Genomic DNA, 15,711 nt, shown 5'->3' with positions numbered 1-15,711 from the left:
ATTTTGTTTTTTTGTAGTTAAGTAATCAAGATATTCATGAATTGTTGTTATCTCTATTCCAGGTCATTCTCGACACGTACCCACTTGATCGCATCCGCAAAAATCACCTGCGCGTGCTCGCTTCCTCTATCATCAAGGGTAACCTTAAACTTTCCCCCTCTCGTGAAAGGGTAAGTACCGATAGAAACCCAGTCCCAACCTTTTTTTAGTGGAAATGCTACTTTCTTTTTTCCACCTTGATAGTAAACCGTGAAATATTGATACGGTATAGGTTGTCCTCTATGTGCGGCTTGTGTACTAGCATTGTACACGAACACTTCATAGTTTCCTGACTTGGGTATAGTTACCGTCCACTCCGCCCCGAATCGCCCGTTTCCCCTTTCTTTATAATAGGCTCCCCGGATGTAATCCCCATGCATCCTCGGGTTATGCCTTAGTGTCCAATAGTAGGGAGAGAGGAAGAACGACATATCATCACCGTACTTGTCTTTGTTCCTGTTTTTCTGGGCATGGTACGCGGCTAACTTGTCCTTTTCAGGTTGAATCAGCCTGAAATTCTTGTCTTCATTGTCAACAATAATTTCATCAGGCGCGGGACGGAACTCACCCGGGGACAGCTTGAATAAGCCAGAGGTGGAATCATTCACGGTGGTTTCAATATCGGATGGCAAGTCGCTTTGCGTGATCATCTTTTCAATCTCCGGTTCGTATAGTTGCTCGAGGCTATACATCGGTCTATTTCTCGAGACGTGGAAATACACGTATATGCACCTGGGCTTTCCGGGTTGAAGTTTCCTGATTTCTATCGCTTCCCCGGGAGGGATGACAAACGTGTGACTGTAACGCCCACCGCCTCTAGTGCTAAAAGTCACCAGCGCCTCCGTGTCGCTCGGGTTATAAAACTTTCCTCGGGCCCTGTACCCGGAATAATCCCCGGTTTCAACCTTGTCGGCACCCAGGTCCTGCGCGATAACGTGACCAATCGCCCTGCCGGAATACCAGGACGCGAGGTATGGCGCGCAATCAACGCCAAGGGAATCTTTTAACTCTCCCGTGAATCTCTCGAGCGACACCGGCGCATACTCGTGCCGCCCAGAGAAGCCTCGCGTGAAATGGCGGAATTTATCGAACGACGTTCGTGCCAAGATCCAGTCTCTCAAGTGCAAAAATTTAACTTTAAGGATATTATCCATCAACACGGCCGAGAGCGTGTCATTCTCGATCGCGTCTTGAAGGCTGTGCCCGTCAAGGTAATCGAGCGCATGCAATTCTCCCGTGTATAGAGATTCTCGTCCTCTTGCATATCTGTAATAATAGTTCATGTCTGTTACAGGCAAATCATTAAGGGCGTTGAATAACGATGACGCCACGGGGTACTCGCCGGAGAACACGTTCGTCTTGCTCGTGGAAAAAAGGGAGTGCAACTTGTACTTGTTAGGAATAACAGATTTTGACTCCTCCTCAAGAACATCATCGCCCATGTTTATTTTACTTCTTCCACCGGAGACTTTCTTCCCCCTCGTGGCAACTTTCCAGGGAGAGAGTTCCCGGGGCTCGAAAATCTCCCTCATGAACAACCGGCGAATAAAATCTTCCAGCTGCCAGGTTTCTAGCTTTAAAGGCGAAGTGAGAACTTTTCCACGTTTTTGATACCACTTCCTTCCTTGGACAGCATTTCTTTCAAAAAATGACGTGAATTCCGGCATGGTAGTCCCCCTTTCCGGGAGGAACACCATTTCCGGCTGCACGTGGTCACTTCTCCCTTGCCACTGCCTGTAATAAGAGGTGAATGACACGGGCACCTCCACGAGCGCGAGTTTCTTGCCGGGATACGGGATGCCGGTAAGTTCCTCGATCTCCCCTTTCATCCCTTTCACGATTCGTGAAAGATCGTCGCGGGTGAGGTGAGAGAACACGCCGGTAAAAATATCTCTTCCCTTGTAAAAGTAAACTTCCAGGAGAAGCGAGTCTAGCGCGAGCGTGTCTCTCGTGTACTTCCCGCTACAAAGGCTAATCCCGGCCAGGTACTCTTTATTCTCGAAGCGAGTCGTGTCGCCTTTCCTGGAAACCTTCCCTTGCGAGATCACCTGTCGGTCCCCGGAACCGATCACGTTCAAGCTAAAACGGGTAAAATTCTGGCGGGTGAAGGTAGGCCGCGACGGCACCACGGGTGGTTCCGTGACGGGATACCACAGGCACTCGGGGAGCAGCAAGGTAATCTCTTCCCCCACGAAAGCGTGCCTTTTCCCGAAACAGAACATGCCGGCTTCCCAGGTGTTATCGTTATACGTTTGCCCCGGGATGTCCAGGTAACACGCGCGTTCGTCTATCTTTCCCCTGTACGCCATGTCAAGGGTCAGCGAATCCCCCGGGAGCAAGGAACGAGTTAACGTGATGACTTGTTCCTCTCTCGTGTAAGGCAACGTGCCGGCGTGATCTCGAATATAGCCCACTTCCAGACCGGGGTTCAAGTACAGGATAACGGAGTCCAACGTTGTCTCGTGGTAATTTTTAACGGTGAACCTCGCGTGCGCTTCCAGCTTGTTCCCGGTTTGTTTTAACGTGATATCTTGGGTGGTTAACCAGGTTTTCGGGGTTCTTTGAAAGCATCGAGTGATGTTGACCAGTTTTCTCCGGAATTGATCATCTCGCTGCTGGTAGAGATAATACCCGGTAGCCAGGATTATCCCGGCGAGAACCATGTAACCCCCAGTTCGTAACGGGCGGTACTTGTATACCGTGTTGGGTATCCTGGGATATAGTGATATCGACGCGACAAGTAGCCCCATCCCGGACAAGAGGTAGATAACACGGTGCGCCAGATAAGGAAGGAGGTAAACATGCCCGGTGAATTCTGAGAACATGTTGGGAATATCCCTTGCCAGGTAATCCAATAAATATGGTGGTTTAAAAAACACGATAAAACCCGTGCCAATTAATAACAAGAGAAGGGAGAATATTTGATTTTTGAGCCATCGCGCCATGAAAACCGATAAACCTAACATGAAAACCAGAGATGGAAAAGTTAACGTGAGCCAGTAAAAGATGTAAGCCGCCACGTCCACGGGAGACGACGACGCGAACAGGTTGATATAAAGTCCCGCCAGGACGGACAGGAGATTCGCTATCGTGAGTGCGCCCCATATCCCCAGGCTTTTCCCCAGGATGTACGCGGTGTTCCCGAATGGCCGCACACGCGTGGATTCTCGCGTGTTCAAGGTCTTTTCCTGCCGGAACCACTCTGTCACGATGAATATCACCATGAACGATTGAGTGATATTGAACAAGTAGGCGTTCAAGAAGGGTAACGAGGAGGGCAGGGCCACCGCGTACCATTCCGGGATGACGATATCGGCTTGAAGTAACAGTTGTATCAAAATATTCCATGATAAGGAAAGAAATAGTAGAATATAAAACAACCAGCTTCGCCATAAAAGCTTAAGCTCGTAACGAGCGATCATGAAAAAGGTAAAGTAGTCCATAATGCATATATTTTTGTGCTAAATTTACAAAAAATATCAATTACAAGATACAAAAAACAAAATAATATTATTTATTACAAATTATTTGTGCCATGTAATCCCTATTTATACTGGCAATACTTTCGTTGCACCCCCTGGAACATAGGGGCTGTCTAATAAGCATTATTGGCGAATAAATCTATAAACTAGCATAAACAACCCGACTAAGAGGGAAGACTAACCCCATACACGTACAAATTCGTTATCAATTCCGTAGTACTTCCGGTTTAATAGAGAATAAAAAATTATAATAATCCTTTTAATACCCTATACGAACGCTATTTATAATAGCGTTCGTATAGGATTCATATAGCGTTCCTATAGCGTTTATGACGGAAGTCATCCGGAATTAATACCTAAGTAATACCGGATTTATTATTGTATTCCAGGCCATTACAACAAAACATCATGTGAACCATAAAAAAAGCCCCCCTATTCCCATCACTATTTCTACTTTCTAAATAAAATGGTATATTTGCAACTTGATTTTTTAAACGTGCAATAATAATATCTTAAAAGTTAGGAGTCACGATGGACAAAAAATTCCAAGAGTACAAAGGTTTGGATCTCTCTCAGGTAAACAAAGACGTCCTGAAAGAGTGGAAAGCTCAACACACATTCGAGGAGAGCTTGAAAATTAGAGAGGGGCATCCCTCGTTTGTCTTTTTCGAAGGTCCCCCTTCGGCAAACGGTATGCCGGGTATTCACCACGTAATGGCACGGACGATTAAAGATATTATTTGCAGATACAAAACTTTACAAGGATTTCTCGTTGAACGGAAAGCCGGATGGGATACTCACGGGCTTCCGGTTGAATTGGGAGTGGAAAAGAAACTCGGCATCACGAAAGAAAATATCGGGAAAACCATATCGGTAGCCGACTATAACAAAGAATGCCGTGCGGACGTGATGAAGTTCACCCGCGAATGGGAGGACTTGACCGACAAGATGGGCTATTGGGTGAACATGGAAGACCCATATATCACCTATGACAACCGGTATATAGAAACCCTGTGGTACTTGTTGAAACAATTATACGAGAAAGGATTCCTTTACAAGGGATACACGATACAACCCTATTCCCCGGCGGCGGGAACTGGTTTGAGTACACACGAGTTGAATCAACCGGGATGTTACCGGGACGTGAAAGACACGACGTGCGTGGCTCAATTTAAAGTAATCCGGGACGAGAAGTCGGAAAAACTGTTCGCCCACGGCAACGAGGTATATTTCACGGCTTGGACGACGACCCCGTGGACATTGCCGTCCAACACGGCGTTGGCTGTGGGACCAACCATCACGTATTTAGAAGTTAAAACTTACAATCCTTATACTTTCCGCCCGGTAACCGTTATCATGGCGAAAGACCGTTTCAGTGCTTACTTTAACAAGAAAGCCGAAGACATCGCGCTGGGCGATTACAAAGAAGGCGATAAATTGATCCCTTACGAAGTGGTTGCCGAATACAAGGGAACAGACTTGGAAGGTATGCGCTACGAGCAATTACTGCCGTGGATGAAACCGATGGGTGACGCTTTCCGCGTGATCTTGGGTGACTACGTGAGCACGGAAGACGGAACCGGGATCGTGCATATCGCCCCGACATTCGGTGCGGACGACGACCGGGTGGCTAAAGTGGCGGGTATCGCCCCCCTGATGTTGATCGACAAGGAAGGCAACAAACAACCGATGGTTGACAAACAGGGACGTTTGTTCCTGCCGAGCGAGATCGACGCCGATTTCTTGAAAAACAACGTGGACATCGAACTGTACGCGGAATTCGCCGGACGTTTCGTGAAGAATGCATACGACCCGGAGTTATCGGATGATGACCCGACTCTGGATATCGATTTAAGTATCCTGTTGAAACGGGAAAATAAAGCGTTCAAAGTTGAGAAACACGAGCACAACTACCCGCATTGCTGGCGTACCGACAAACCGGTATTGTATTACCCGCTGGATTCTTGGTTTATCAAGACCACGGCTGTACGCGACCGGATGATAGAGTTGAACAAAACGATTAATTGGAAACCCGCGAGCACGGGTGAAGGACGCTTCGGCAAATGGCTTGAAAACCTCGTGGACTGGAATCTTTCCCGTTCCCGTTACTGGGGAACCCCGCTCCCGATATGGGTCAGCGAGGACGGAACCGAGAAAAAATGTATCGGTTCGGTAAAGGAACTAGCGGAAGAAATCGAGAAAGCAATCCAAGCGGGAGTCATGAAAGAAAGCCCGTTCAAGGACTTCAAGATAGGTGATTACTCGAAAGAGAATTACGACAAGATCGATTTGCACCGTCCTTACGTGGATGATATCATACTGGTATCCGCCACGGGACAGCCGATGTACCGCGAGAAAGACCTGATTGACGTTTGGTTCGACTCGGGAGCCATGCCTTACGCGCAAGTGCACTACCCGTTCGAGAACAAAGAATTGATTGACAATCATATAAAATTCCCTGCTGACTTTATTGCCGAGGGCGTTGACCAGACCCGCGGATGGTTCTTCACGCTTCACGCTATCGCCACTATGGTGTTCGATTCCGTGGCGTTCAAAAACATCATCTCCAACGGGTTGGTACTGGATGCCAAAGGCAACAAGATGTCGAAACGCTTGGGCAACGCGGTCGATCCTTTCGACACGATCGAGAAACAAGGTTCCGATCCCTTGCGCTGGTACATGATTACCAACTCACAACCGTGGGATAACCTGAAATTCGACATCGCCGGGGTGGAAGAAGTGAAACGCAAATTCTTCGGGACTTTATACAACACGTACAGCTTCTTTGCCTTGTACGCCAACATCGATAACTTCACCTACGCCGAAGCGGAAGTTCCGTTCAACGAAAGACCGGAAATCGACCGCTGGATACTTTCTTTGCTCAACAGCTTGATCAAGGAAGTGACCGAGGCTTACGAAAGTTACGAACCGACCAGAGCCGGACGGGCTATACAGAATTTCGTGATCGAGAACCTGTCGAACTGGTACGTGCGCCTTTCCCGGAAACGTTACTGGGGTGGAGAGCAGACCGCTGATAAATTATCGGCATACCAGACTCTATATACCTGCCTGGAAACCGTGTCTATCTTGTCGTCACCGATCGCCCCGTTCTACATGGACCGCCTGTTCCGGGATTTGAACAACGTCACCGGACGCTACACGACAAGCGTTCACCTCGTGGACTTCCCCGTGGCTAACGACACCATGATCGACAAGCAACTGGAAGAACGGATGGATATGGCTCAACAAATATCCTCCATGGTTCTCGGGTTAAGGCGGAAAGTACAAATCCGAGTACGCCAACCGCTATGCAAACTGTTGATCCCGATTCTGAACGAGGAGATGACCGCCCAGCTGGATGCAGTGAAGAGCATCATTCTCTCGGAGGTAAACGTGAAAGAGATCGAATACATTACCGATACCGCCGGAATATTAATCAAGAAGATCAAACCGAACTTCAAGACCTTAGGTCCGAAATACGGTAAGTACATGAAACAAATATCCGCTCTCGTGGCAGAAATGGACCAGAGCGACATCTATAATTTTGAAAAACAAGGAACTTATTCCTTGCAGGTAGGTACGGAAAATCTGGAATTGACATTAAACGACGTGGAAATCCTTTCTGAGGATATCCCGGGATGGCTAGTGGCAAACGAGGGTCGCCTCACCGTGGCTCTGGATATCAACATCACGAAAGAATTGCGCGAGGAAGGTATCGCCAGAGAACTGATCAACCGGATTCAAAATTTAAGAAAAGAGAGTAATTTTAACGTGACGGACAAAATTGACCTTCAAATCGGCAAACACAAAGACATCAACGATGCCGTGGAGAACTTCAAGGAATACATTGCCAGCCAGGTTCTGGCAGAGAACGTTACGTTGGTAGATAAAGCCGACGAAGATGTACAGCTCATCGAAATCGACGATATTCACACTTTCATAAAAATCCAAAGAATGTAACTTCCTAGGGCTTTAACAAGTAAAAGTGGATATTTTAGCGACAAGGATGTTGCAATACGGATTTTTTTATTAACTTAGACAAAAACTTTACAACTATGTCAGAGAAGACAAGATATTCGGATGAAGAGTTGCAGGAGTTCAAAGAATTGATTCTTGAAAAACTCGAAAAGGCGAAAAGGGACTATGAAGTATTGAAAGCTTCAATCTCTGGAAGTGACGGAAATGACATTGCCGATACATCCCCAACCTTCAAAGTTTTGGAAGAGGGTGCATCCGTTCTCTCGAAAGAGGAAGCTGGACGTTTAGCCCAAAGGCAAGCAAAATTCATCGCCCACTTGGAAGCCGCATTAGTTAGAATCGAAAATAAAACATACGGGATTTGCCGGGTAACCGGGAAATTGATTTCAAAAGAAAGATTACGCGCCGTGCCCCACGCCACGTTGAGCATGGACGCGAAAATGGGACAAGACTCTTAATCGCCACAAGCGATTAAGAGCCGCTATTTTAATATATTACAAGAATGAGCACGGGGAAAAAGCTAATTATTTTTATCATCGCCCTTCTAGTTATCGACCAGGTAGTGAAGATCTGGATCAAGACGCACATGATGATCGGGGATGAATTCAGTGTCTTCGGGGATTGGTTCAAAATCCACTTTATCGAGAATAACGGAATGGCTTTCGGGATGGAACTCGGGGGCGGCAAATGGGGTAAAACCGTTTTGAGCGTATTCCGGCTGGTTGCCGTTGTCGGCATTGCCTGGTACCTAAGACACTTGATCAAGCAGAAAGCCCCGACCGGAGTGATTCTCTCTTTCGGGCTCATCTTCTGCGGTGCCGTCGGGAACATCATCGACAGTATGTTCTACGGGATGATATTCAATGACAGCTATTCCCAAGTCGCAACACTATTCCCCCAAGGAGGAGGCTACTCGTCATTCCTGCACGGGAAAGTGGTCGATATGCTTTATTTCCCGCTTTACGAGGGATTCCTGCCGGATTGGATTCCCTTCTGGGGAAACAAATTTTTCGTATTCTTCCGCCCAGTATTTAATCTGGCTGACTCTTATATCACGGTAGGCGTACTTATGTTATTGCTTTTCCACCGCAAGTTTTTCGCAACTAAAAAATAGGCGTTTCAAGTCTTAAAGAAATGTTATAACGAAACAAACAAGAGGGGCTAAAAGCCCCTCTTGTTTTAAAAATAAGTTAATGTAATTCTCAACGATACTTGCATTCCACATTCTTTCCTAACTTGCGTTACAAATTACCAATAATTTAATTTGCATTTATGAAAAGCCTTATCTCAGTTATTACTTTATTAATACTTAACTTGACGATTTTCGGACAGGGAGTAAATTTCGAACATCTCACGTTTGACGAAGCCTTGGTAAAAGCCAAAGCAGAAAACAAACTTATATTCATGGATGGTTACACCAGCTGGTGCGGACCTTGTAAATACATGAGTGAAAAAGTTTTCACGCAAGAAAAAGCCGGCGAATATTTTAACCCGAAATTTATATGCGTGAAATTTGACATGGAAAAAGGCGAAGGACCGGCATTGGCAAAAAGATTCGAGGTTAAAGCCTACCCGACTTTCCTTATTATTCGCCCGGACGGAAGCGTACAGCACAAGATTGTCGGCGGCGGAGAAGTGGAAGATTTCATTTCCCGTGTCGAGAAAGGATTGAATGAAAAAACTTCTTTGGGTTACTTGGACAAACTACACGAGAAAGGGAAAATGAGTAAGAAACAATTGATAGCTTACCAGATTGCCTTACTTGATGCTTACGAGAAGGAGAAAAGTGCAAAAGTAACCGAAGAACTGGATGCAGTTTTAAAAGACAAGGACAAATTGCAGAAAGAATACTGGTCGATCATCGAGAATGACGGCTACGGTTCCGCTAACTTCAAATTTGTCGTGGATAACGTTGTCCGTTTCAGAAAAAATGTCGGTAAAGAAAAAGTGGACGCATACCTATATAATAATTATAACAGAACCATCGATAATTGTATGCGCCGGGGAGCAAAAGAACCTCTTGCCCAATTGACCCAAATCCGCCAAGAACTACCCAACCTCGGATTGGAAAAACAAGATCGGCTAACCAACAAAGTAGAACTGATCGAAGCAACTTTGAACGGGAATGCGGAGAAAGTCATGTCCTTAGTTTCTCAAGAAAATACAAACGACGACATTTTATCAATAACTTCTGCTCTTCACGCAGTCAAATCCAAAGCGACAAAAGAACAATTGGGACGTATGGCTGCTTTAGGAGATAAATTCATCGCAAACGCCACTTCCGAAAGAGAAAAAGAATACCTAGAACGTACTTTTGAAGAATTGAAGATTGCCGCACACACGGGCGTGTATTTCCAAGACTTGACTTTTGAACAAGCCTTAGCGAAAGCGAAACAGCAAAGAAAAAATATCTTCATAGACTGTTACACCAGCTGGTGTGGTCCCTGCCAGTACATGGCAAAGAAAGTATTCGTGAAAGAAAAAATCGGCGATTTCTTGAACAAGAACTTCATTTGCGTGAAATATGACATGGAAAAAGGGGAAGGTCCGGAATTAGGAAAGAGGTTCGGAGTCCGGGCATACCCGACATTCGTTATCATGACACCTGACGGCAATATCCGCCATAAAATCGTGGGTGGCGGTGAAGAAGAACAATTTATCAAGCGAGTAGAAGAATCATTCGACAACACGAAAGCCCTCGGCGTATCGATCGCCAAATACAAAGAAGGTAACCGGGACAAAGCGTTCCTAGCTTCATACGCCCAAACGTTACTGGTCCTTTATGATCCTTCCGCAAAAGAGATCGCGAATGAATTGTTCAACACGCTAAGTGACGAAGAAAAAATATCTCCCGACTACTGGTTTCTCTTTGAAAAAAAAGAATTTAGCCCCAAAGGTTCGGAAACTGAAAAATACTTGTTAACCAACCGGGACAAATTCAATAAAGCACAAGGGCAAGAGACCGTTGACCAGCGGCTAAGCCAAGACTTACAAAAACAACTCATGGAAATCCTCGCCACCAAAGGGCAGACTATCAATGCCTCCCGATTTGACGAGATCACCAAAGAAGTGAAAAGCTTGAAACTAAGCAACGAGAAATCATTACTCGGGCTTGTTGCCATCGGCAGAGCGGTAAAGGAGGGCAATGTAGACCGTTTTCTGGCAACCTGCGAGAGAGAGATGCCAAAAGTAAAAGCTGACAAACGTTTGTTAAACTATTACTTGGTGCAATTAACCGACCGGGGTGGCACCGATGCTCAAAAGGCCCGCTGGAAAAAAATCGCGGACAAATATCTTCAAGAATAATCCAAAAACAATTTATATCAATATATCACCATGAAAAAGAGGGCGTTTTCACGCCTTCTTTTTCATTTATAATTGTCAACCGTTTTTCATTTTCAATTGTTTTACGTAAGTTTGCACCCTAATTTTAGGACGAACTGCTTGAAAAAGCGATAACTCTGCTTCAGGATGAAGCGAAAAGTAAAAGAGAATCGTGTATGATTGAAAATTTAGTAATTGTCGAGTCACCGGCTAAAGCCAAGACTATTGAACGTTTTTTAGGAAAAGATTATGTTGTTAAGTCCAGTTTCGGGCATATCCGGGATCTTGAAAAAAAAGACTTAGGGATAGATATAGAGCATAATTTCCAACCCAAATACGAAATATCTCCTGACAAAAAAGCGGTTGTAAAAGAGTTGAAACAACTTGCCAAGGAAGCGAAAACCGTGTGGTTGGCTTCCGATGAGGACCGCGAGGGAGAAGCTATCGCCTGGCACTTGTTTGAGGTGCTGGGACTGAAAAAAGAAAACACGAAACGAATCGTTTTCCACGAGATCACCAAAGATGCCATCCTGCACGCCATCAACAACCCGCGGGATATTGACAAAAATCTGGTAGATGCCCAACAGGCTCGCCGGGTGCTCGACCGATTGGTCGGGTTCGAGGTTTCCCCGGTACTTTGGAAAAAGGTGAAACCATCCCTCTCCGCCGGACGGGTTCAGTCCGTGGCAGTAAGACTCATCGTGGAGAGAGAAAGGGAGATCAACCACTTCGTGGAACAAAAGTATTATAAAGTCATCGGCTCGTTTGAAACGCAAGATGCCAACGGCAACACCGTACCTTTAAAAGCGGAATTATCCGAACGTTTCTCCTCGCAGGAAGAAACACTCGCATTCCTTGAAGCTTGTAAAGACGCATCCTTCACGGTGAACGACGTGGAAACGAAACCGGCTAGCCGCAAACCGGCACCGCCTTTCACAACCTCCACGTTACAACAGGAAGCATCCCGAAAACTGGGCTTCTCGGTATCCCAAACCATGGCAGTAGCGCAAAAGCTCTACGAACAGGGATCGATCACTTACATGAGAACGGACTCCGTGAACTTGTCGCAACTGGCTATCGGGGCAGCGAAAGCAGTTATCTGCAACACGCTCGGGGAAAAATACTCCAAGCCGAGAAACTACGCGACCAAAACCAAAGGTGCGCAAGAAGCCCACGAGGCAATTCGCCCGACCTACATGGACAAAGAAACCATTGAAGGCGACCGCAACGAACAACAGCTTTATGCCCTGATCCGCAAACGGACGTTAGCTTCCCAAATGGCAGATGCAGAACTGGAAAAGACAACCGTAACGATCACCATTTCCGGGGAGAAATACACGTTTGAAGCCGAGGGAGAAGTGATCATCTTTGACGGGTTCCTGAAAGTATACATGGAATCGTTTGACGACGAGAAAGACGACGACGAAGCTGCCTTGTTGCCCGCCATCCGCAAAGGCGACCAACTGCAACGTTCGCTCATCCAGGCACAAGAACAATACACGTCACATCCTCCCCGCTACACGGAAGCGAGCCTCGTGAAGAAAATGGAAAACCTGGGTATCGGGCGTCCTTCGACTTACGCTCCCACCATCACCACCATCCAGAACAGGGGATATATCCTCCGGGAAAGCAGGGACGGGGTCGAGCGGGATTTGGATCAGATCGATTTGAAAGGACAAAATATCAAGATAAAAAAAATCAAGAAGACCTTCGGGGCCGAGAAGAAAAAACTTTTCCCCTCGGACATCGGGATGGTCGTTACCGACTTTTTATCCCAACATTTCAATAACATCATGGACTACAACTTCACCGCTAACGCCGAGGATGCCCTCGACCACATCGCGGAAGGAGAAGTAGAATGGCAATCCATGATCGGGACCTTTTACGAACCTTTCCACACGAACGTGGAGAAAACCCTGAAAGAATCCGAACGTAATAGAGGTGAACGTGAACTTGGGATCGAACCTCAGACAGGTGAAAAAGTCAGTGTCCGCATAGGACGCTTCGGACCTATGGCACAAATCGGCGAAGGCGAAAACGTCCGGTATGCCGGGTTGCTCAAGGGACAACTGATGGAAACCATCACGCTGGAAGAAGCTTTGGAACTATTCAAATTCCCCCGCCTGCTGGGAGAATTCGAGGACAAACCCGTTAGCGTGGGCATCGGGCGTTTCGGTCCGTACATCAAGCACAACCAACTTTTCGTTTCCTTGAAAAAAGGAGTTGACGAACCGGGTACGATCACTTTGGAAACCGCTATCGAACGCATTAACGAAAAACGGGAGATCGAGAAAAACCGGAAAATCAAAGAATTCGAGAATGGAGCCCAAATCCTTAACGGACGTTTTGGACCTTATATTTCTTTTAACAAAGAAAACTATAAAATCCCGAAAGGACAGGAGGCTGCCGCTTTGACTTACGAGGAAACTATGGCTATCATAGAGAAAGGTAACGACTCTAAAAAGAAAACAGCCAAGAAAACGACCAAAAAGACTGCGGCAAAAACGACAGAAAAAACTAAAAAAACGACAACAAAGAAGCAGAATAAAAAAAGTGAGTAAGGCAATATATGGAAGGGAATAAAATTTATTTGCATAAAACCAATCCATTTTATATATTCGTACCCTCGAAAAATAGATTATTCGTGTGATAAATATAAAATTTTAATATAAATGGCAACATTACAAAAAATTAGAAATCGCGGCGGAATACTAGTTAGTATCGTGATTGGATTAGCCCTTGTGGCTTTCATTGTTGGAGACGCGCTTAGTTCAGGAGCCAGCCTTCTCAATCGTTCCAAAAACAAAGTTGGAGAAATTGGCGGGGAATCCATCAGTATTCAGGATTTTCAGGATAAAGTAGCACAGAATGAAGAAACGATCAAATCGATGAACCAATTGCCTTCCCTGACAGAAGAGCAACAACGCATGATTCGCGAGAACACGTGGAATCAGATCGTTTCCGAAAACATCATGCAAAAAGAATACGAGGAACTCGGTATCGCCGTGAGTGGTGATGAATTATTCGATTTCACGTTAGGGGAAAATATGCACCCCAACATCAAACAATTATTCACCAATCCCCAAACCGGTGTTTTCGATAAAGATCTTGCCAGACAAAATATCCAGGCTATTTTGAACGCTCCCGCGGACAATATGCAAGCCCAAGCAAGCAAACAATATTGGCTGAGCATGGAAGAACAAGTGGAAGCAGCCCGCAAACAAGAGAAATACAATTCTTTGTTGATGAAAGGTATGTTCACCCCGGACGAGATTGCCAAAGAATACGCACAAAACGCTTTAACTACCGTTGACATCAGCTTTATTTCAAAAAGCTACAACACGGTAAGCGACTCAGCCGTAAAGGTAACAAACAACGAGATCAAAGAATATTACAACTCGCACAAATACCTGTTCGAGCAAAACGAGTCCAGACAAATCGCTTACGTGAACTTCGATATCACCGCTTCAGCTGAAGATATCAAAGAAACGGAAGAATGGGTGAAAGAATCCATGCCTGAATTCGCGGAAGCAGCCAACGTGATTGAATTCGCAAATCTTTCCTCTGAGAAAAAAATGCCATCCAAATATTACAAAAAAGGTGAAATTGGAAATGAAGAGTTAGATGCATTCCTTTTCACGGAGAAAAGTAATGACGTGTATGGACCTTACCTGCAGGACAACGCTTACAATATCGCACGTGTTGCCGATCGCAAAGTAATCCCTGACTCTGTGAAAGCCCGCCACATCTTGATCCCGACAAACACCATGGAAGTAAGCCAAGCCAAGAAATTGGCAGACAGCCTTGCCGGATTGATCCGCAAAGGTAGCGACTTTGACGAACTTGCACGAAAATACTCTGCTGACCAAAATTCAGCTGTCAATGGTGGAGATTTAGGATGGTTCACTCAAGAAATGATGATCCCTGCATTCAGTGATTCAGCGTTCATCGCCAAGAAAAACGAAGTAAAGATCACGAGAACGAACTACGGTTTCCATGTTCTTCAGGTAACGGACAGAACTACTCCGGTAGAAAAAGTATTAGTCGGAATCATTGCCAAGGAAATTACCCCGTCGCAACAGACGATCAATAAAATCTACAACGATGCGCGTACATTCGCTAACAACATCAGCACGCTTGCTGACTTTGATGCAGCGGTTACCGCTAACAACCAAACAAAGCGTATTGCCAACTTGAGCAAAAACGACGCAACAATTCCCGGAATCGAAAGTGCCCGAGAAATCATCCGTCAGGCTTATTTGGCAGACAAACCGGGGTATGTATTAACGGATAAAGAAAAATCACCGATCTTCGAAACAGGTGACAAATTCACAGTTGCAGTATTAACCAACGTTCAGGAAGAAGGCATCGCCCCGTTAAACAGCGTGGCACCCATGATTCGTACCGAATTGATCCGCAAGAAAAAAGGCGAGATCATCTCTAAAGAATTGGAAAGTGCTATTGCAAGAAGCGAGAGTCTGCTCTCCGTTGCTCAAAAAGCAAACGCACAAGTGATGGATGCCACGGACGTTAGCTTCAGTTCATTCCAGATCCCCGGAGCAGGAATCGAACCCAAGTTAATCTCTGAAGTTATCTTGATGAAGGAGAACCAAATCTCTAAACCGATCATCGGCAATCAAGGCGTATACGTGGTAGTAGTGAATTCCAAAACGGCAGAAACGGTTACTCCCGAACAAATTGCAGCCGCAAAGAATTCTCTGCAACAAACTAACATGACTAAAATTTATTATCAGGCTCTCCCTGCCCTAATCAAAAAAGCAGGCGTCATCGATTCCAGATATAAATTTTACTAATAACCAAAACCGCAAAACAAGTAAACCGCTCGAAGGCTCGGGCGGTTTTCTTTTGTCAAAAAAAACGCTATTTT

The 15,711-nt window shown here is 45.6% G+C and carries 7 protein-coding genes; 6 read left to right on the top strand and 1 reads right to left on the bottom strand.

Annotated features, from left to right (window positions below; translation table 11 throughout):
• Window positions 1-53: 53 nt before the first annotated feature.
• A complete protein-coding gene (locus A3CY_RS0111770; protein WP_018338124.1) occupies window positions 54-3,482 on the bottom strand; it encodes a golvesin C-terminal-like domain-containing protein in 3,429 nt (1,142 codons plus the stop codon).
• Window positions 3,483-4,052: 570 nt separating this feature from the next.
• Here A3CY_RS0111770 and ileS point away from each other — a divergent pair.
• The 6 genes from ileS to A3CY_RS0111740 all read left to right on the top strand — a co-directional run bounded on the left by ileS (window position 4,053) and on the right by A3CY_RS0111740 (window position 15,637).
• The gene (gene ileS / locus A3CY_RS0111765) at window positions 4,053-7,481 is read left to right on the top strand and encodes an isoleucine--tRNA ligase (RefSeq protein WP_018338123.1); all 3,429 of its coding nucleotides are present in this window, start codon (window positions 4,053-4,055) and stop codon (window positions 7,479-7,481) included.
• 95 nt (window positions 7,482-7,576) lie between these two features.
• Entirely contained in the window at window positions 7,577-7,957 is a 381-nt protein-coding gene (locus tag A3CY_RS0111760) for a TraR/DksA family transcriptional regulator (RefSeq protein WP_018338122.1), read from the top strand.
• 44 nt (window positions 7,958-8,001) lie between these two features.
• Window positions 8,002-8,613 carry a lipoprotein signal peptidase gene (locus tag A3CY_RS0111755; RefSeq protein ID WP_018338121.1) on the top strand — a complete coding sequence of 204 codons (612 nt, stop codon included), beginning with the start codon at window positions 8,002-8,004 and terminating at the stop codon, window positions 8,611-8,613.
• A 158-nt stretch (window positions 8,614-8,771) separates the two neighbouring features.
• A complete protein-coding gene (locus A3CY_RS22100) occupies window positions 8,772-10,805 on the top strand; it encodes a thioredoxin family protein (RefSeq protein ID WP_155828287.1) in 2,034 nt (677 codons plus the stop codon).
• A gap of 194 nt (window positions 10,806-10,999) precedes the next feature.
• Window positions 11,000-13,384 carry a type I DNA topoisomerase gene (gene topA / locus A3CY_RS0111745; protein ID WP_018338119.1) on the top strand — a complete coding sequence of 795 codons (2,385 nt, stop codon included), beginning with the start codon at window positions 11,000-11,002 and terminating at the stop codon, window positions 13,382-13,384.
• A gap of 111 nt (window positions 13,385-13,495) precedes the next feature.
• Window positions 13,496-15,637: a peptidylprolyl isomerase gene (locus A3CY_RS0111740; RefSeq protein WP_018338118.1), complete on the top strand. Its 2,142-nt coding sequence runs from the start codon at window positions 13,496-13,498 to the stop codon at window positions 15,635-15,637.
• Window positions 15,638-15,711: the final 74 nt, after the last annotated feature.

The sequence above is a fragment of the Butyricimonas synergistica DSM 23225 genome (assembly GCF_000379665.1).
Classification (GTDB): Bacteria; Bacteroidota; Bacteroidia; order Bacteroidales; family Marinifilaceae; genus Butyricimonas; species Butyricimonas synergistica.
The sequence above is the reverse complement of the archived record's forward strand: the minus strand, read 5'-3'. Positions and strand labels throughout refer to the sequence as shown.